This window comes from Streptomyces chattanoogensis (assembly GCF_001294335.1).
GTDB classification, from domain to species: domain Bacteria; phylum Actinomycetota; class Actinomycetes; order Streptomycetales; family Streptomycetaceae; genus Streptomyces; species Streptomyces chattanoogensis.
In genome coordinates, this window is the sequence record NZ_LGKG01000163.1 from 70,465 (window position 1) to 87,804 (window position 17,340).

Here is a 17,340-nt window from a genome sequence, read left to right on the forward strand (position 1 = left end):
CCTCGCGCTGACGACATCCTCGCCGTCTACGACTGGACGGCCGGCGGCTGATGCAGATGCGCGAGGCGCGACGTACCCACGACCCGCCTCGGTGAGATCGACACCCCCGATTGGCGATCGCTACGTGATCCAAGCATGCGAGGCATGCGTCCTCGAGATGGAGAAAGAGCGCAGGCGATGGGCCGAGCGGCGAGGCGTGGGGCATCACCCTGGTGCCCTGGGTGATGCGTAGACAACTGCGAGCCCATCAGCGCGGGCCTGCTGCGGCCGAGCGACAACACAGGGAGCCACCGTAGGGCGACCCGGCCTTGCCACGACCTGAATTCAGAAGAGTGGCCGGAGGCGTGAGGTTGGGCGAATGGCTGAGTCGCCGCACATAAGGTAGCCGAGCGGGCCAGGTGTACGAGCGATGACGTGGACGCCTCTCCAACCCTGCGGCCTGCGTGGCAAGCCTTTCCCCTCAGCATCAACTGCGGGCGGTCGACATCGAGAAGCGAAATCCTTCGGTCTCGGGGGGGACGAATAGCCGCCACAGATGAGTTTCCCTTCCGTTTCTCGGTCTGACCCGGCCCGTCGTGGTGTCACCTTCGCTGGCTGGCTTGTAACTACCTTGGCGAACAAGGGCTGCGGGCACAACGGAGAGCCACGGAGGAATGATGCCCGAACTACCGGATGTCGAAGGATTTCGCCAGGTGCTGATGACCTGTGGACGGCGCACTATCACGGACATCGAGGTGCGTGACGCGGGGATTCTGCGAGGTGTCACCGAGAAACGACTGCGGAAGGAATGCAAGGAAAGGCGGCTCGGGAAGGCATGGCGGCACGGCAAATGGTTGTTCGCGCCCACGGATGGCGGCCCCACACTCGTGTTTCATTTTGGCATGACGGGATCATTGTGGTGCTGTTCTCCCGATGAGCCGTTCGCGGCGCATGACCGCCTTGTGCTGACCCTCGACAATGCCCGTAGCCTGCGCTATCGCGATCAACGCAAGTTGAAGGGAGTGCAGTTGGCCGACGATGCAGCCGTGGATCGGATCCTGGACCGGCTGGGGCCCGACGCCCTCGCCGTGGACCGAGCGGAGTTGGCGGATCTGCTGTCCAGGCGGCGGGGTGCCATCAAGAGTGCGCTGATGGACCAGTCCGTCATCGCGGGTCTCGGGAATCTGCTGTGCGACGAGATCCTCTGGCGGGCCCGCATCGCCCCCCGGACTCCGGCGCGGGACTTGACTGGGACGGCGTACCGGCGCCTCCACGCGGCGATGGGCCGCGTGCTCCACACCTCCGTACGTGCCGGGCGCGTCCCGCCGCGACGCTCCTGGATCACGGGACGCAGGGACGACAGCGAGCCACTGTGCCCTCGCTGCGGCGAATCCCTGAGCTCCGGCCGTACCGCCGGACGCCGCACCGTCTGGTGCCCGCACTGCCAGCCCTGACGGTCTTCCCGGGCCCCTGGTCGTTGCGCACCGCCTGCGTGGACAGGTCGTGCTCGTGCGCCAGCTCGAGGCCAAGGAGCCGTAACCGCACGTTGGAAGGTTCGTCCTCGTCGACAAGCGGAAACACAGCAAAAGTTTCCACCGAAGGTTCAACGATACGGTTGAAGTCGAAGCGACTTCGCCCCCTATGCAGAAGGATGACGCTGTGTCAGCTGACTCCACGACGATCGAACTCAGCCGGTCCGAACTCCGCGAGGTCACCGGCTACGCGGTGGCATGCGCGCGGCCTGCATTGGCGATCTTCGAACGTGAACACCCTGACGATCGGCGACCACGAGCCGCGATCGACGCTGCGCAGGCGTTCGCGGAGGGAGCCGAGCGAACCAAGGCGCTACGTGACAGTGCCTGGGCGGCACACCGGGCGGCCCAGGAGACCCGCGATGCAGGGCAGGCTGCGGCGAGCGACGCCGCGCGCGCGGCCGCCCACGCGTGCGGTGCGGCGTTCCTCCATCCCCTGGCAAAAGCCACTCAGGTCAAGCACATCCTCGGATCGGCCGCTCACGCCGCACGAGCGTGGGAACTCGCCGCCGGAGACGATCCCGCCGTCGGAGCCGCCCACATCGCGCAGTCGCGGATCCTTGCGCATCCCGCTGTGGTGGATGTCCTGCGGCGCTACCCAGTCGCACCGCCTGGCGGTGCGCGGGTCGGAGAGCTGATCCGTCAGTTGGACGCGTCGCTCCGATGCCCCCCGACGACTTTCGCTCCAGGTGAGACGGGAGCGGAATCGCCCGCACGATCAGACGGAACGACTCGCCAGGGTTGCGCGGCCGGCCCGCTGCCACCGCCGCGCTCACTCGGCGAGCAGGCGGTTGAAGAAGGACCGGTAGTGGCGCAGTGCCAGACGCAGGCCCTCGGTATCCACTTGCTCGCCGCGATTCCACTGTTCTTCCAGTCCCTTCTTGTGGTCGGCGAACGTCGTGGCAAGCGTCTGCATCACCTCGGCCACCAGCGAGTCGGCATCGTGCACAGCACCCTGCGGGTCATCCACGAACCTGTTTTGAATCTCCTGCCAGCGGCTGCGGAACTCGTCGGTGTCCTCCCCCGGAAGGAGCTGCGGAGTCTCCTCCTCGGCGGCAGCGGTATCCGTATCCATATCCGCATCCGCGCCCTCAGCGCCGGATGGTGAGGATTCTGCCTTTACGGAGGTGGATTCGCCGGGGAGAGTGGGCGCTTCGGTGGTTGGTGGTGGCGCCTTATCCGGCGGGCGATCGGCGGGCTGGGCCAGGTCTTCGGTGGACAGGCCTCTCGGCTCGGGGGCGGAGTCCGGTGCTCGGTCGTGTGGCATATCTCCATCCTTCGGATTCCGTGGATGGGTGGTGTGTGTTCGGGTGTGTTCAGGCACGGGCCTGTCGTGCCTGGCCTCCGTTGGAAAGCAGTTCGTCGAACAGGGCTCGGTAGTGCACCATGGCGCCACGCAGCTGCTCGGTGGTGGCCTTGTGCTGCGTTCCGAGGGCATCGACCTCGTGGGCATCGCGGTAGTGCTCCAATGTGCGGCCGTGCTCGACGGAGAGGTCCTTGAGCTGCTGCTCAAAGCCTTCGGTCGGATAGCCCCGCTCGTGCATCAGCGACGTCACCAGACGGTCCGCGTCATGCACAGCCTCTTCCGGGCGGTCGACGAACTCGTCCTGCACACCGGCCCAGTCACGGCTGTACCGCTCGCGGCTGCTGCTGGGCAGGGGCTTGATGTCCAGCGCATCATGGCGCTTCTCCCGTGCTCGCAGCTCACGCTCGCCGGCCAGTCGGCTGTCGGCACTCTCGACGGTGCGTTCGTACTCCGGCCCGAAGCGTTCCCGTAGATGACGGCGTCTGCCGACGAAAAGGGTGATCGCGACGGATAGCAGAGCAACCACCACTACGACGGGAATGATGATCGCCAGAAGGGTCCCTGTTGACATCGGGCAAACCTCCTCAAAAAGGATCTGCTCTCAGTCTAGAACCCCGCTGTGCGGGCGATCGGACCGCGGAGCTGCGAGAACGGCCAGGAGGCGGCTTCGCACCGGCGTGTGGGGCGATGGCCGCAGCGCCACAGCGCTCGACAGCTGACGGCTTCCATCGCGCGGTAGACGTTGCGCGAGTCCCTGACCTCGAAGTTTGCGGCTCCCCTCATGAGGCTGCCGCAACGCCTTGGACATAGCGCACTGTCGCCAATCGCTCGCTCTACGTCTCCCGGTGGCCGGTCGGCGCGTTCGCCCGGCATCCGACGCCGATCTGCCCTGGACGGGCCGATCTGCCCTGGACGGGTGGTGGAGCCGACCCCAAGAGCACGCGAAGCGGCTGACGGCCGGGGTGGTGCCTCGCAGGGCCCGGTGCTCGTACGCCCAGCCGCTCTCGACCACGAAAATGCGGAAGCTCCCTCTCGGTGCAGGCTGCGACGCTCCCCGTTTCGCGCCCCCTGAGAATTTGCTGGTCGGCCGGGATGCGCACAAGTCCGTCGTCTTCAGTGTGACTCTCGCGGGCATCCATCCCGTGCGGGTGGACCCCAGGTGGGGACGCCGACCGGCATCTGGCTCACCAGCCCTCCGCGGATGACTTCGAGGCGGATGGCTTCGAGGCGGATGGCTTCGAGGCGGATGACTTCGAGAGGGCCTTACCGCCCACCCGGACGCGAAAGGCGCCCTGGCAACCAGCCCGCGGCGGACCGGAACAGGGTTCCGTCTTCCCTCCACAGGGTGACCTGATCGACCCAGCCCCGCTCAAGACCCGCGCCGACCTGCTCGGTACGTCCAGCCCCTACGTGCTGATCCACGCCGGACTCGACGGCTGGCCGCGCCGCCAAATGGCCGAGTGCGGCCGTGACCTGATGGCCCGTGCGCTGGAACAGGGCCACTCGCTCCGTCTCAGCCTCGCTCTTTCGGCGCTCCGGCCGATCACCGACGATTGTCGATTGCCGAGGGGGCTTTCCGGCCGCCGTATTACGTCACGGACACGGACTTGCTCTGTCTCGTCCCGACCTGGTCGACTGGAGCCATGCCTATGCAGTATTCAGCGGGGGAATACCTGAAAGTCTGTGTCCAGCCGGTGGTGTCGGCGGCAATGCACCCGCGTGCCTACGGCGTCGGTGAGCTCCTGAACAGCGTCCGTAGTTGTCCAATGGTGGAATCAGCACGGGCGTGAACCAAGCGGCGCGCCCGGAGGAATTACTCCCGATAGCCAGGACAGCGAAATGACATCCGAGAGTTCTCAGGGCGGGCAGCCCGCCGGTAGGAAATGGAGACGCACGGGGCGACGCCGTGGCAGCCTGCGGTCCTGGTTCGCCGCGGGGTTCAGCGCCACTCTCGGTGGCGCGCTCGCCTATTGGCTGGCAAGAGAGGCTCTGCGGCTCAGCGAGCTGATGGTCCTTCTGCTCTTGTCCTTCTTCGTCGCCGTCAGCCTGGATCCGCTGGTGCGGTGGCTGGTGCGGCACCGGCTGCCCCGGGGATGGGCGGTCACAGTGGTGCTGCTGGCATTCGTCGTCCTGCTGGCGGGATTTCTGGCGCTGGTGATCCCACCGGTCACCGATGAGGTCACCGCATTCGCCCACGCCATGACCCGATGGCTTCGACAGCTCCACGACAACCACACCGCTCTGGGAAGGTTTGAGGCCCGCTTCCACCTGATCGGCCAGCTGCGCAAGCAATTCGGTTCCGGTGTCTCCCCTCGTGTGCTGGGAGGTCTTCTCGGAGCGGGACAACTGGTCGTGAGTGCCGTCACCGCGAGCCTGGTGGTCGTGGTGGTGGCCCTGTACTGCATGGCCGGTCTGCCGCAGATCAAGACATTCTGCTTTCAGTTCGTCCCGGGCAGCCGCCGGAAGCAGATGGAAGCCCTCACGGAGGAAATCCTCACGCGGACCGGCTGGTACATGCTGGGGAATATCGTCACCTCCGGCATCGCAGGCCTGGCCACATTCATCTGGTGCGCCGCTACCGGCGTCCCCTATTCGGCGGCGCTCGGCGTTCTCGTCGCTTTGCTGGACTTGGTGCCGATGGTGGGCTCCACCATCGGAGGAATCATCGTCAGCCTCGTCGCGCTGGCGGTCTCCCTTCCCATTGCCATCGGCACGGCCGCCTTCTATATCGCCTTCCGCCTTGCGGAGGACTACTTCATCGTGCCCCGCGTCATGAAGTACGCAGTACGGGTTCCCCCCATCGTGACCGTGGTCGCAGTGCTGGTCGGCGCGGCCCTGCTGGGCATTATCGGCGCTCTGCTCGCCATCCCCGCAGCCATGGCCGTGGAGCTCGTCCTCGACAAATTCGTCTTCCCGAAAATCAAGGCTGCCTGAGGGTCGTAGCTGGTCGGCTGTCGGATGTCGGCTCACCACCTCAGTCGGCTCACTACCTCAGCTCGAGTCGGCCCGGTCGAGAGAACTGGCCGTGTGAGCCGGAATCAGGCCAACAGCAGCCTCGAAGTGCGGAGCGGACATGACCCGGCCGGACCGGCGGGTCCGCCGGCTCGGATAGCCACCAGCTGCTCCGCAGCAGCCGGCCGAGGACCACCGTGCGGTCCGGTGCGACACGCCGGAGCAGCACCAGTGCTGGATGCCTCCGGCTGGCCCGGCCGTTCCGCCGGTGGTGGCCATCCACCTGCCGACGCGCTAAAAGCTCCTGGCGTCCGGGAACACGTGGTGTGGGCGCCGGGCCCGCCGGTCGCCCCACCACCACAAGAAGGCGGCACGGCATGGGCCACGGCGGGGACGTCATCGCAGAGCTGACGACCGATCACAAGGAAGTCCACGACCTCTTCGTGCAGTTCGAAAGCACGCCACCCGGCAGTGCGCACCGCAAACGGCTCGTGGACGAGATCACGATCGAGTTGGTGCGGCACTCGGTCGCCGAGGAACAGCATCTCTACCCGGCGGTACGCGAACATCTGGAGGGGGGCGACGCCTTGGCCGACCGGGAGATCGCCGACCACAGTCGTATCGAACAGTTGCTCAAGGATCTGGAAGGCCGCGAGCCCGACGACCTCGACTTCGACCGACTGATGGTGAAGCTGAGGACCGAGGTGACCGCCCATGCCGACGACGAGGAGAAAAACCTGTTCATCCAGCTCCGGAACGGGGTTCATCCCTTCGTCCTGGAAAGCCTGGGGAACAAGGTCCGCGAGGCGAAGAAGACCGCCCCCACCCGCCCGCACCCCTCGGCACCGAGCGCCCCGCCGGCCAACAAGCTGCTGGCTCCAGGACTGGGCCTGGTGGACCGAGCCCGGGACTACCTCACCGGCCGCGGACGGTAACACCCATGGCCGGACGCGGTGGCGACTCCGACGCGCAGCAGTACGACGCCACCCCGTACCTGCCCCGGCGCGGAGGACTCGCGGCTCACCGGCGTGCCGCAACAGACTGCCAGGGCTGCCCGCTGTACCAGGACGCGACCGGGACCGTTTTCGGAGCGGGCAATCCGTCGGCACGCCTCATGCTCGTCGGTGAGCAGCCGGGCGACCAGGAGGACCGCCAGGGAAAGCCGTTCGTCGGGCCGGCCGGCGGCCTGCTCAGGAAGGCGTTGCGGGAGGCCGGTCTCGATGAGGATCAGGCCTATTTCACCAACGCGGTCAAGCACTTCAAGTTCACCGTTGCGGCACGAGGCAAGCGCCGCATCCACAAGCCCCCCAGCCTGCGGGAGATGACGGCCTGCCGCCCCTGGCTGGCGGCCGAACTGCGCCTGGTCGATCCGGAAGTGGTGGTGGCTCTCGGGGCGACGGCGGGCAAGGCGCTGCTGGGACCGTCGTTCCGCGTGACGAAGGACCGGGGCGCCCTCATCCCACTGGCCGAGGGCAGGGCCCAGGGAGACGGAACGCGAGGCGCAGCCTACGACGGAGCGGGATTCGTCGTCGCAACCCTCCACCCGGCAGCGATTCTGCGTGCCGAAGACCGTGAGACACCGTACGCCGGACTCGTTTCAGACCTGCGAGTGGCGGCCGGAGCGTTGGCGTGAGGAGGCGGCTCCGCGGCATGGCCAAGAAGGGCCAACCAGCCCTTCGCCCTGTCCGCCATCGCGCCGACCGGCTACGACTGGAACCGACTCAGCGCCATGCTGCGGGCTTGGTCGCCGCCTGCCGAGCCGGTCCCCTTTCTCCGCCATCGACAGCACATAGTCTCCTCGCTGGCACTCGGCGAGCTGCTGCACCGGTTTCGCATCGGGCACCTTTCCACCGCCAAGCTGACAGTCAAGCTCGACTCGCATTTCCTTCACGAGATGGCACGCGAGCACTGGCAGCGCAAGGGGGCAGGTTGGCTGCGGACCATGCAGGGAGGAGATCGGCGGGACCTGGCCTTCGTCCGCCTGACACAGGAGCGCTACGAGGCCGCCGTATCCGCAGGCCCGCCTGCTCCGGATGTCTTCCTCCCACCACCGGCCGCGCGACGGAACGACGCAGATCCCCGTGACGTGGCCAGGACGCGGCCCCGTCCCCGTACGCTGCCGTCGCCCCGCACACCGCATGCGCTCCTCAGACGACGACTGTCTCGCCCTCACACCTGGACATCGTGAAGCCGCAGGTGTTCCTGTGGTATCGCCGGTTCCCGCGGTACGACGCCAGGCAGGGCGAGCGCGCCGAGCCCCGCTCGCCCGGACTCGAGTACGGCGCTACGGGACCCTGACGCCGTCCGCCAGTCGCCGCAGCGCGTCGGCCGAGGGTGAGCCGGGGGCGGCATGGAAGACCACCACCCGTTGCCCGGCGTCGTCCGGCAGAAGCATGTTCTCGTCGGTGAGGGTGATCGGGCCGACGGCCGGATGGCGGTAGGTGAGGGTGTGTGTGGCGCATGTACGGACCGGGTGCGCGGCCCACAGCGCGGTGAACTCGGCGCTTTCGCGGCGCAGTTCGGTGATCAGCTCGCGCAGCCGCGGCTCGTCCGGCCACTGCCCCGCGATCCCCCGCAGGCCGCCCACGGAGTCCCGGAGCTTGGCGTCCAGGTCCGTGTACAGCGCCCGGTAGCGCGGGTCGAGGAACACCATCCGTACGACATTGGGCCGGCGGCCATCGGTGCCGTCGTACGGGGCGGCGAACGGCAGATGGCCGGCGAGGAGGGCGTGCCCGCTGCGGTTCCAGGCCAGGACGTCCAGGGACCGGCCCAGCACCAGCGCCGGCACCTCGCCCAGCGCCCCGATCATGGTCCGTACGGACGGCCGCACCCGCTCCGTGGCGGGCACCGCTGTGCGGGCCGGACGGGCCAGCCCGTACAGATGGCTCCGCTCGGCCTCGTCCAGCCGCAGTACGCGCGCAAGCGCATCCAGGACCGCGTCCGAGGCATTGGCGCCACTCCCCTGCTCCAGGCGGGTGTAGTACCCCGGGCTGATGCCCGCCAGTTGCGCCAGCTCCTCACGGCGCAGGCCAGGCACCCGCCGTCTGCCGCCGTAGTCCGGCAGCCCCACCTCGCCGGGCGACAGCCGGGCGCGCCGGGTCCGCAGGAATGTCCCCAGTTCGGATATCCGCTCCATGCCGCCATTCTGACTGCATCTCGCAGGGGTAGGCACGGCGTTCCTACCCTCCGCAGGGGGCTGGGTAGCGGTCCGCCGGTCCGTGAGGATCCTTCCCATGAAGGTGATCGTGATCGGAGCGACGGGCACCATCGGTAGCGCCGTCGCCAGGCAACTGGCGGAGCGCGGCCATGAGGTCGTACGGGTCGCACGCCGCGGCCCGGTGAAGGCGGACCTGGAGGACAGGGCGTCGCTGGACGCGCTGTTCGTCGCCGTGCCGGATGCGGACGCCGTCGTCTGCTGCGCGGCGAGCGGCCGGCTGACCCCGCTGGACTCCCCCTCGGACGACGACTTCACCGTGGGGCTGGAGGGCAAGCTGCTGGGTCAGGTGCATCTGGCCCGGCGGGCGCTGCGTCATCTGCCGGACGGCGGGACCATCGTCTTGACCAGCGGAGTCTTCGAACGTCCCACTCCGGGCGGGGCGTTCGGCGCCCTCGTCAACGCCGGACTCGACGCCTTTGTCGAGGCCGCCGCCCTCGAACTCCCCCGCGGTCCCCGGCTGACCGCGGTCCGCCCGGGCTGGGTCGCCGAGACCCTCGCCGCCATGGGCCTCGACCCCGCCGACGGCACCCCGGCCGACGAAGTGGCCCGCCAGTACCTCGACGCCCTCGAAGGAGCACCCTCTTGAGCACCCTGATCGTCCTCGCCCACCCCGACCTCGCCGCCTCCCGCATCAACGCGGCGCTCGCGGACGTCGTCCGCGACGAACCCGGCGTCACCGTCCACGATCTGTACGCCGCCTACCCGGACTTCCGCATCGACACCGCCCGCGAGCAGCGCCTCCTCCTTGCCCACGACCGCATCGTGCTGCAGTTCCCCTTCTACTGGTACTCCGCTCCGCCGCTGCTCAAGGCATGGCTGGACGAGGTCCTCGCGTACGGCTTCGCCTACGGCTCACAGGGCACCGCGCTGCGCGGCAAGGTGCTCCGGGTGGCCACCACGGCCGGCGGCGGCGAGGAGCTCTACCGCCCTGGCGGCCTCAACCGCTTCCCCGTGCGAGACCTGTTGCTTCCCTTCGACGCCACCGCGCATCTGACCGGGATGCACTATGCGGAGCCGTTCGTCGTGCACGGGGTGCGGATGCTGACCGACGACGAGCTGGCGGAGGCGGCCGCGCGCTACCGGGTGCTGGTGCGGGAGGGCGAGGCAGAGGCCGACGACATCCCGCGCCGGTCGCCCGGACCGGCAATGGCGCGGACGTGATCGAGGCGAGCGCTGGTCATTCCGCGCAGTACGCGTCCCGCTCCGGGCGCTTGCCCGCCAGGAGGAATGCGGTGACTGTACGGTCGCCACAGGCATTGCCATTGCCTAGGTAGACCCCGTGTCCGCCGCGGTCGACGGTGACGAGGCGGGCCCGGTCGCCGAGAGCCTTGCGCATTTTCAGGGCGCCGAAGTACGGCGTGGAGGGGTCCCGGAGGTTCTGGATCATCAGGATGTTGGACGGGCCATCGGTGGTGATCCGGGTGGGCTTCTCCGCCGGGGCGTCCTTCCAGAACGCACAGGGCGTGACGTTCACCGGCATTCCGGCCGTGAGCGGATGCCGGGCGCGGTCGGCAGTCACGGCGCGCCGGTACGAGGCGATCGAGCCCCGCCAGCGCACATCGTTGCAGATGACTCCGACGGTGACCGCCGCGTCCTCGTCCCGCAGGGGCTGGGCCAGTTGAGGCGGCAGGACCGGCGTCACGGCCGGGTTCCGGGCTGCCTGGATGAGCCGGGCCAGCGGGACGAAGGAAGCATCGTTGTAGAGGGCGTTCTGAAGCGCCTGCCGCAGCCGGTTACCGGTCAGCGGTACCCCCACGGTGGTCGACTCCTTCGGCTGACGGTCGAGTTGCGCCGCCAGCGCGAGGAACAACGGCCGTATGCCGTCGGCCCGTTCAGCCAGCCGCAGCCCTTCCGCCTCCCTGGCCGGGTCCGATGCCCAGGCCGCGAAGTCGGGGAACCGGTCGTCCGCTCCCGCTGACATGTTCGCCAGCCAGCCCCGTTCGACGCGGGACGGGTCGGGGTCACCGCTGCTGTCCAGTACCCAACGGTCAGTGTGCTGCGGGTACTTCTGGGCGTATACGGCGCCCACATATGTCCCGTACGAGACGCCCCAGGCCGACAGTTTCTCCTCGCCCAGCGCCTGGCGGAAGCGGTCGATATCGCGTACCTCGTTGCCGGTGGAGAAACTTCGCAGCACGGCACCACCGTGCCGGGCACAGGCATCGGCGATACGCCGGGACCGCGCCACGTTCTCGGCGATCTCGCCGTCCGGTCCCGGCCAGGACCGCAGGTGTACCAGGTGCCGGTCGTCCGCGCTGAGCTCACAGCTCGCCGTCGTGCTGTCCCCCACCCCCCGCGGATCAAAGCTGACGATGTCGTAGGCGCCCGCCGTCTCCTTCCGCAGCGCATCCGCCTTCTGCCGCAGCCATTGCACCCCGGAGCTGCCCGGCCCTCCGGGGATCAACAGCAGCGTCCCGCGCCGCGCTCCGGGCCGCTCGCTGCGGAGGCGCGACACGGCGAGGGTGAGCTGCGGGCCGTCCGGATCACGGTAGTCGAGCGGTACGGGCAGCGCGGCACACTCCTGTCCGGCGGGACCGGCGGAACCGGCGGAACCGGCGGGTTGGGCGCAGGGCCGCCACGTCAGGGCGGGTAGGGCGGCAGCGGCTTCGGCTTGCGCCTTCGGAGTGCCTGCCGCGGTCAGGGCCGTCGCAACGGCTGTGATGGAGAGAGCGAGGAGAAGAGGTCGGCGTGCGTAAGTCTTCATGGCGTAAGGATTGTTGAGCGGAGCTCTCCCACCCATCCGGCAGGCATGAAGTCAGTGGTGGGGTTAGCCCCCGGGTCTTCCACCTGCCCAACCACACGTTATCGGCCACCTCGATCATGGCGCGCGCAGCGCCGACGCGCGTGCACGGCACCATCTCGGCCAGCCCAAAAGCCTAAACTTCGCCCCATTTCAGGCATCATGACCGCTCCACTCGGTGACGCAATTACATCGGTGCATTTCCAGTCACCTCGACCAACATCATTAAGCACTGCTTCACTTGCGCGGCGGGAGCTCCTCGTCGCCCGATCGGGCCACTCCAGGGGCTCCTTCTTGACGTGCATGACGTATGCGCCAGACGGAAGGACCGGAGCGGATGTCGACCACAGTGCACCGGCAGCAGCCGGAGCAGCCCGAGCAGACAGCAGGCCGCGAGCAGCTCAGCCTGGGTATCGCCGCTGCCCGGAACCTGGCGACCACCACCAAGACCGTGCCGCAGATGCAGGGCCTCAGCTCGCGGTGGCTGCTGCGGACGCTGCCTTGGGTGGAGGTCAAAGGCGGCACGTACCGGGTCAACCGGCGGCTGGCGTACGAGGTCGGCGACGGCCGCGTGACGTTCGTCCAGGAAGGGGCGGCGGTCAAGGTCATCCCCGCCGAGCTGGGCGAACTGCCGCTGCTGCGCGGGTACGACGACGCCGGGGTGCTGCGGGCGCTGGCAGACCGGTGCGAACGACGGGAGTATGCAGCCGGCCAGGTGATCGCCGAGCGGGGTCGGACACTCGACGAGGTCCACCTGATCGCCCGCGGCAAGGTGGAGAAGCTCGCCCCTGGCGCGTACGGCGATGAGTCCCGGCGCGGCGTGCTGGCCGATGGCGGGTTCTTCGGCGGGCAGGCGCTGGCCGAGGAACCGGGCACGTGGGAGTTCACGGCGCGCACGATGACGGCGTGCACGGTGCTGGCGCTCCCCCGGGCCGCGTACGAGGAGGTGGCGGGCCGGAACGAGGGGCTGCGGGCGCACGTCCGCCGGCGCCAGGCCGACAAGGCCCAGCCGCAGAACAAGAAGGGCGAGGCGGCCATCGCCCTCGCGTCCGGGCACACCGGCGAGCCCGTGCTGCCGGGCACGTTCGTCGACTACGAGCTCCGGCCCCGCGAGTACGAGCTGAGCGTCGCGCAGACGATCCTGCGGGTGCACAGCCGGGTCGCGGACCTCTACAACGAGCCGATGGACCAGATCGAGCAGCAGCTGCGGCTGACCATCGAGGCGCTGCGCGAGCGTCAGGAGTCCGAGCTCGTCAACAACCCCGAGTTCGGGCTGCTGCACAACGCCGACTACAGCCAGCGGATCTCCACCCACTCCGGCCCGCCCACCCCGGACGACCTGGACGAGCTGCTCAGCATGCGGCGCGGGACCAAGGTGTTCTTCGCCCACCCCCGGGCCATCTCGGCCTTCGGCCGTGAGTGCAACAAGCGGGGCCTTGCCTTCGACACCGCCGAGGTCGACGGCCATCCGGTGCCTGCCTGGCGGGGCGTTCCCCTCCTCCCCTGCGGCAAGATCCCCGTCTCGGAGGCGGGCACCTCTTCGATCCTCGCGATGCGGCTGGGCGAGGACGGGCAGGGGGTGGTCGGACTGCGCCAGACGGGGATCCCCGACGAGTACGAGCCCGGTCTGAACGTCCGGTTCATGGGCATCAACGAGCAGGCGATCATCTCCTACCTGGTCAGCACCTACTACTCGGCGGCCGTTCTGGTGCCCGATGCGCTCGGCGTCCTGGAGAACGTCGACGTTTTCGGCACGCCGGCCTGAGGCCCGAGGAGTCATCCGTGTCGCTGCTGTCCCGCATGACCGCGCCCGCGGCCCGTCACGACGTGGCGCGGCTGGTGGCCACACTGCTCGCCTCTCCCCCACACCGGAGTGACCGCTCGCACCGGAGTGACCGCCCACACCAGAGCGCCCGCCGGGTGGCGCCGAAGCGGCTGCCCGGAACCGGTGGCGCCCTCCCGGAGAGGCGCGCCCCGCTCCCGACCGGACCGACGGGGCTGGGCACCTCGGCCGCCCGTATCGCGTCCGGGCGCAAGGACGGTGCTGGGCGCAAGGACATTGCTGAGCGCCAAGCCGTCGGGGACGCCACCGTCGACGCTGGGAGTGCCCCCGTCGGCACTGGGGGCGTCGCCGTCCCGGACCTGTACTGTCCGCCCGCGCTCCGCGACGCCCCGGCGCTCGCCGACGAGGTCAACGCACGCCTGGTGGCGTGGGCCGAGGAGATCGGTCTCTACGCCGGACGGCTCGACCGCGTCCAGGCGGCGGACTTCGGGCGCCTGATGATGCTGGCCCACCCCGACACCGACGACCCCGACCGGCTGCTGGCGGCAGGCAAGTGCGCGCTGGCGGAGTGGGCCACGGACGACTACTACTGCGACGACGAGACGATGGGTTCCGCGCCGGCACTGCTCGGCGCGCAGCTCGGACTCGCGTACACGGCCATCGACCCCACCCACCCCCCGCTCGGCTACGTCCCTGCCGTCGAGCAGGCCATGCAAGACGACCCGGTACGCACCGCCCTGCGCACCGGCTTCGCACACCTGGGCCGGTACGCGGACCCGTCCCAACTGGCCCGGCTGCACCACGAGGTGGCCGTCCTGTTCGTGGGCTACTGCCAGGAAGGCTCCTGGCGCACTCAGGGCCGGATGCCCGCCGCCTGGGAGTATCTGGCGCACCGTCAGATCAACAGCTTCCTCCCGTGCATCGCGATGACCGACGTGGTGGGCGGCTATGCGCTGCCCGCCGCCGAATACTCCGATCCACGGGTGCGCCGCGCCGTGACCATGGCCTCCACTGCCGCCACCCTCGTCAACGACCTGTACTCGATGGCGAAGGAACACCACTCGGGGAGCGTGGAGTTCAACCTGCCGACCGTGATCGCCGAGGAGGAGCGGTGCTCGCCGCGCGAGGCGGTCGAGCGGAGTGCAGCGATCCACGACGAGCTGGTGCGCACCTTCGAGACGGAAGCCGCGACCCTGGTCCTGACCGGCTCGCCCCAGCTGCGCCGCTTCCTCGCGGGGGTGTGGGCCTGGCTGGGCGGCAACCGCGCATGGCACAGCGGCAGCCCCCGCTACACCTCACCGACTTCCTGACATCCGCACACTGCAAGGAGCCCCACCCATGACCACCACACCCGCCGCCTCCGCTCCCCCTCCCGCTCCCGTCCTGCGCACGGCGTACCAGAAGTCCGTGGCGGACTACTGGAACAAGGAGAAGGACCCGGTCAACCTGCGCCTGGGCGACGTCGACGGCCTCTACCACCACCACTACGGCCTCGGCGACTACGACCCCTCCGTCCTGGAAGGCCCCGAGGACACCCGCGACGAGCGCATCATCGCCGAACTGCACCGCCTGGAGTCGGCCCAGGCCGACGTCCTGCTCGACCACCTCGGCCCGATAGCCCCCGGCCACCGCCTGCTGGACGCCGGCTGCGGCCGCGGCGGCACCAGCATCATGGCCAACGCCCGCTTCGGCTGCCAGGTGGACGGGGTCTCCATCTCCGAGACCCAGGTCGGGTTCGCCAACGGCCAGGCCCGCAAGCGGGGCGTCGACGACAAGGTGCGCTACCACTTCCGCAACATGCTGGACACGGGCCTGCCGACCGCCGCCTTCCAAGGCATCTGGAACAACGAGTCCACCATGTACGTGGACCTGTCCGACCTCTTCGCCGAGCACGCCCGCCAGCTCGCCTTCGGCGGCCGCTACGTCGTCATCACCGGCTGCTCCAACGATGTGACGGGTGGCCGCTCCAAGGCCGTCAGCCGCATCGACGAGCACTACACATGCAACATCCACCCGCGCAGCGCCTACTTCAAGGCCATGGCGGCCAACGGCCTCGTCCCGATGAACGTCGTCGACCTGACGGCCGCGACGATCCCCTACTGGGAGCTGCGGGCCAAGTCCTCACTGGCCACCGGCGTCGAGGACCCGTTCCTCACCGCCTACAAGGAGGGCAGCTTCCACTACCTGCTGATTGCGGCGGACCGGGTCTGAGAGAGCGTCTGCTCTGACTTGACCGACGTTTAACCACCACCGGCGTCCAGCCTGCTCACCACCAGGTTGCCGTCCCGGGTGCGCCGCGCGAGGTTTCCGGTGCGGAAGTAGCCGTCGGTGGTGAAGGAGCGTGCGTTGTGGTCGGGCGCCCGGTAGTAGCCTCGCAGGGTGTACGGACCGCGGGCGAGGAGTTCGCCGGGCTCCCCGTCGGGCACGTCCTTGCCGTCGGCGTCGACCATGCGGATCTCATCGTCGGGCGAGAGCGGGCGGCCCTGCGTGGTGAGCACGGTCTCGTCCGGATCGGCGGGCCGGGTGAGTGTGAGCAGCCCCTCAGCCATGCCGAAGACCTGCTGCAGGCGACAGCCCCACTCGGGGCCTATCCGTTCGGCGGTCGCCCGGTGCAAGGGCGCGCCGCCGATCTGCACGAGACGCAGACTGCTCACGTCGGCCTGGACCATGGGAAGTGCGTCGAGAGCATCGAGCCAGAGCTGGGCGACGGCGGGCACCACCGACGTGATGGTCACCCGTTCTCGTCCGATGACCGGAAGGCATTCGGCGGGTTCCGGGCTCTCGGCCAGGACGACGGTGCCGCCGACGGAGAGGGTGCCGATGATGCCGGGGCAGCCGAAGGTGAAGGGGGACTCGGCGGGCAGCGCGGCGAGATACACGTCGTTCTCGGTGAGCGACACCAGTTCGGCGGCGGCCCGCGCCTGGTAGGCGTAGTCGTTGTGGGTGCGCGGGATGAGCGTGGGCGCCGCGCTGGTACCGCCGGAGAGCAGGAAGAACGCCACCTGGTCGGCGCTCTGCGCAGGCGCCGGCCCGGGCGGGGCGTCGACGGAGCCCAGCGGGAAGTAGTGGCAGCCCGAAGTGTCGGTCGTCAGGCCGCCGTACGGGGACGAGGTGCCCGGCGCCTCGAAGGTGAACACCCGCCGCAGGAAAGGCCCTTGAGCCGCGATGTCCGCGGCCATCGCCGTGTGGTCGAAGCCCTCGTACGTCGAGGGACCGACGTAGCCGGCGGCTTCGGTGACCCGCGCGACGTGGGACACCTCGGACGCCCGGTGCGAGACCGGGCAGAGCACGGGGACCGCGCCGACCCGCATCAGCGCGAACACGGTGATGACGAACTCGGGAACGTTCGGCAGTTGGACGATGACCCGCTGCCGGGGGCGGAGGCCGCGCAGCCGGAATCCGGCGGCCATGCGGTCCACGCGCCGGTTCAGGTTCGCGTAGGTGAGGCGGCTGGCGTCGTGCACGAGCGCGGTCCGCGGTCCGTACTGCAGGGCCCAGCCGCGCAGCAGGTTGTCCAGCGTATTGCCACGCCAGTGCCCGGCCGCCCAGTAGCGGTCGACGAAATCCTCGGGCCAGGGCGTGCAGCCGTCGAGCATGGATGCCCTTCGCTTCCTTCTGTACCGGTTCCTGAACCGGAAGCCGTGCGGGTCGTGTGCCGCCGTGACGGGGGCGGTGCGGCGGTGATCTCGACGACGGCGGCCCCGGCTTCCTTCCCCGGCGCAGAGGCCGCCTCCAGTGCCTGGCCTTCGCCGCCTCGACCTCGCCCATCGAATCCGTCAACACCCCTATACGCAATGCGCTTTCCCCACCATGGGCGCCGAATTCCCTCAG

Annotated in this window: 15 protein-coding genes and 2 pseudogenes; 12 read left to right on the forward strand and 5 right to left on the reverse strand. The window is 69.2% G+C overall.

The window, feature by feature from the left end; genetic code table 11:
* Positions 1–656: 656 nt before the first annotated feature.
* Complete coding sequence (locus ADL29_RS30020) at positions 657–1,433, forward strand: Fpg/Nei family DNA glycosylase (RefSeq protein ID WP_053926818.1); 777 nt, start codon at positions 657–659, stop codon at positions 1,431–1,433.
* A 187-nt stretch (positions 1,434–1,620) separates the two neighbouring features.
* Positions 1,621–2,019, forward strand: a pseudogene (locus tag ADL29_RS46375) (putative immunity protein); the annotation flags it as partial.
* Positions 2,020–2,283: 264 nt separating this feature from the next.
* On the opposite strand, the gene ADL29_RS30025 reads toward ADL29_RS46375, so the two are convergent.
* Together ADL29_RS30025 and ADL29_RS30030 are read right to left on the reverse strand one after the other, a co-directional pair.
* Positions 2,284–2,778, reverse strand: coding sequence for a hypothetical protein (locus tag ADL29_RS30025; protein ID WP_053926696.1), 495 nt, complete (start codon positions 2,776–2,778; stop codon positions 2,284–2,286).
* Between the two features lie 49 nt (positions 2,779–2,827).
* Complete coding sequence (locus ADL29_RS30030) at positions 2,828–3,388, reverse strand: hypothetical protein (RefSeq protein WP_053926697.1); 561 nt, start codon at positions 3,386–3,388, stop codon at positions 2,828–2,830.
* A gap of 499 nt (positions 3,389–3,887) precedes the next feature.
* On the opposite strand from ADL29_RS30030, the pseudogene ADL29_RS45600 reads away from it, so the two are divergent.
* From ADL29_RS45600 to ADL29_RS46735, 5 genes and pseudogenes are all read left to right on the forward strand, one after another.
* Positions 3,888–4,254 (forward strand): annotated as a pseudogene (locus ADL29_RS45600) (PLP-dependent aminotransferase family protein); the annotation flags it as partial.
* Between the two features lie 402 nt (positions 4,255–4,656).
* Entirely contained in the window at positions 4,657–5,751 is a 1,095-nt protein-coding gene (locus ADL29_RS30040; protein WP_078971395.1) for an AI-2E family transporter, read from the forward strand.
* Between the two features lie 395 nt (positions 5,752–6,146).
* Positions 6,147–6,704 (forward strand): hemerythrin domain-containing protein, encoded by a 558-nt coding sequence (locus tag ADL29_RS30045; protein WP_053926699.1) that lies wholly within the window; start codon positions 6,147–6,149, stop codon positions 6,702–6,704.
* 5 nt (positions 6,705–6,709) lie between these two features.
* Positions 6,710–7,402 carry a UdgX family uracil-DNA binding protein gene (locus tag ADL29_RS30050; protein WP_053926700.1) on the forward strand — a complete coding sequence of 231 codons (693 nt, stop codon included), beginning with the start codon at positions 6,710–6,712 and terminating at the stop codon, positions 7,400–7,402.
* Positions 7,403–7,498: 96 nt separating this feature from the next.
* Positions 7,499–7,957 carry a DUF6082 family protein gene (locus ADL29_RS46735; protein ID WP_425424293.1) on the forward strand — a complete coding sequence of 153 codons (459 nt, stop codon included), beginning with the start codon at positions 7,499–7,501 and terminating at the stop codon, positions 7,955–7,957.
* A gap of 96 nt (positions 7,958–8,053) precedes the next feature.
* On the opposite strand, the gene ADL29_RS30055 is transcribed toward ADL29_RS46735, so the two are convergent.
* A complete protein-coding gene (locus tag ADL29_RS30055) occupies positions 8,054–8,905 on the reverse strand; it encodes a helix-turn-helix transcriptional regulator (RefSeq protein ID WP_053926701.1) in 852 nt (283 codons plus the stop codon).
* 97 nt (positions 8,906–9,002) lie between these two features.
* Here ADL29_RS30055 and ADL29_RS30060 point away from each other — a divergent pair, with 97 nt between their 5' ends.
* Positions 9,003–9,572, forward strand: a complete 570-nt coding sequence (locus ADL29_RS30060) for a short chain dehydrogenase (RefSeq protein WP_053926702.1) — start codon at positions 9,003–9,005, stop codon at positions 9,570–9,572.
* Positions 9,569–10,147 carry an NAD(P)H-dependent oxidoreductase gene (locus ADL29_RS30065; RefSeq protein WP_078971396.1) on the forward strand — a complete coding sequence of 193 codons (579 nt, stop codon included), beginning with the start codon at positions 9,569–9,571 and terminating at the stop codon, positions 10,145–10,147. Before ADL29_RS30060 ends, ADL29_RS30065 begins: the two co-directional genes overlap by 4 nt.
* Before the next feature lie 16 nt (positions 10,148–10,163).
* On the opposite strand, the gene ADL29_RS30070 is transcribed toward ADL29_RS30065, so the two are convergent.
* Positions 10,164–11,690 (reverse strand): alpha/beta hydrolase, encoded by a 1,527-nt coding sequence (locus tag ADL29_RS30070; RefSeq protein ID WP_053926703.1) that lies wholly within the window; start codon positions 11,688–11,690, stop codon positions 10,164–10,166.
* 373 nt (positions 11,691–12,063) lie between these two features.
* Here ADL29_RS30070 and ADL29_RS30075 point away from each other — a divergent pair, with 373 nt between their 5' ends.
* Genes ADL29_RS30075 through ADL29_RS30085 form a run of 3 tightly spaced genes read left to right on the forward strand, consistent with a single transcriptional unit; the run spans position 12,064 to position 15,720 of the window.
* Complete coding sequence (locus ADL29_RS30075) at positions 12,064–13,491, forward strand: family 2B encapsulin nanocompartment shell protein (protein ID WP_053926704.1); 1,428 nt, start codon at positions 12,064–12,066, stop codon at positions 13,489–13,491.
* 17 nt (positions 13,492–13,508) lie between these two features.
* The gene (locus tag ADL29_RS30080; protein ID WP_053926705.1) at positions 13,509–14,819 is read left to right on the forward strand and encodes a family 2 encapsulin nanocompartment cargo protein terpene cyclase; all 1,311 of its coding nucleotides are present in this window, start codon (positions 13,509–13,511) and stop codon (positions 14,817–14,819) included.
* Between the two features lie 28 nt (positions 14,820–14,847).
* Positions 14,848–15,720, forward strand: a complete 873-nt coding sequence (locus tag ADL29_RS30085; protein ID WP_053926706.1) for a geranyl diphosphate 2-C-methyltransferase — start codon at positions 14,848–14,850, stop codon at positions 15,718–15,720.
* Between the two features lie 29 nt (positions 15,721–15,749).
* Here the strand turns inward: ADL29_RS30085 and ADL29_RS30090 are convergent, their stop codons facing one another.
* A complete protein-coding gene (locus tag ADL29_RS30090) occupies positions 15,750–17,105 on the reverse strand; it encodes a (2,3-dihydroxybenzoyl)adenylate synthase (RefSeq protein ID WP_053926707.1) in 1,356 nt (451 codons plus the stop codon).
* Between the last annotated feature and the right edge of the window lie 235 nt (positions 17,106–17,340).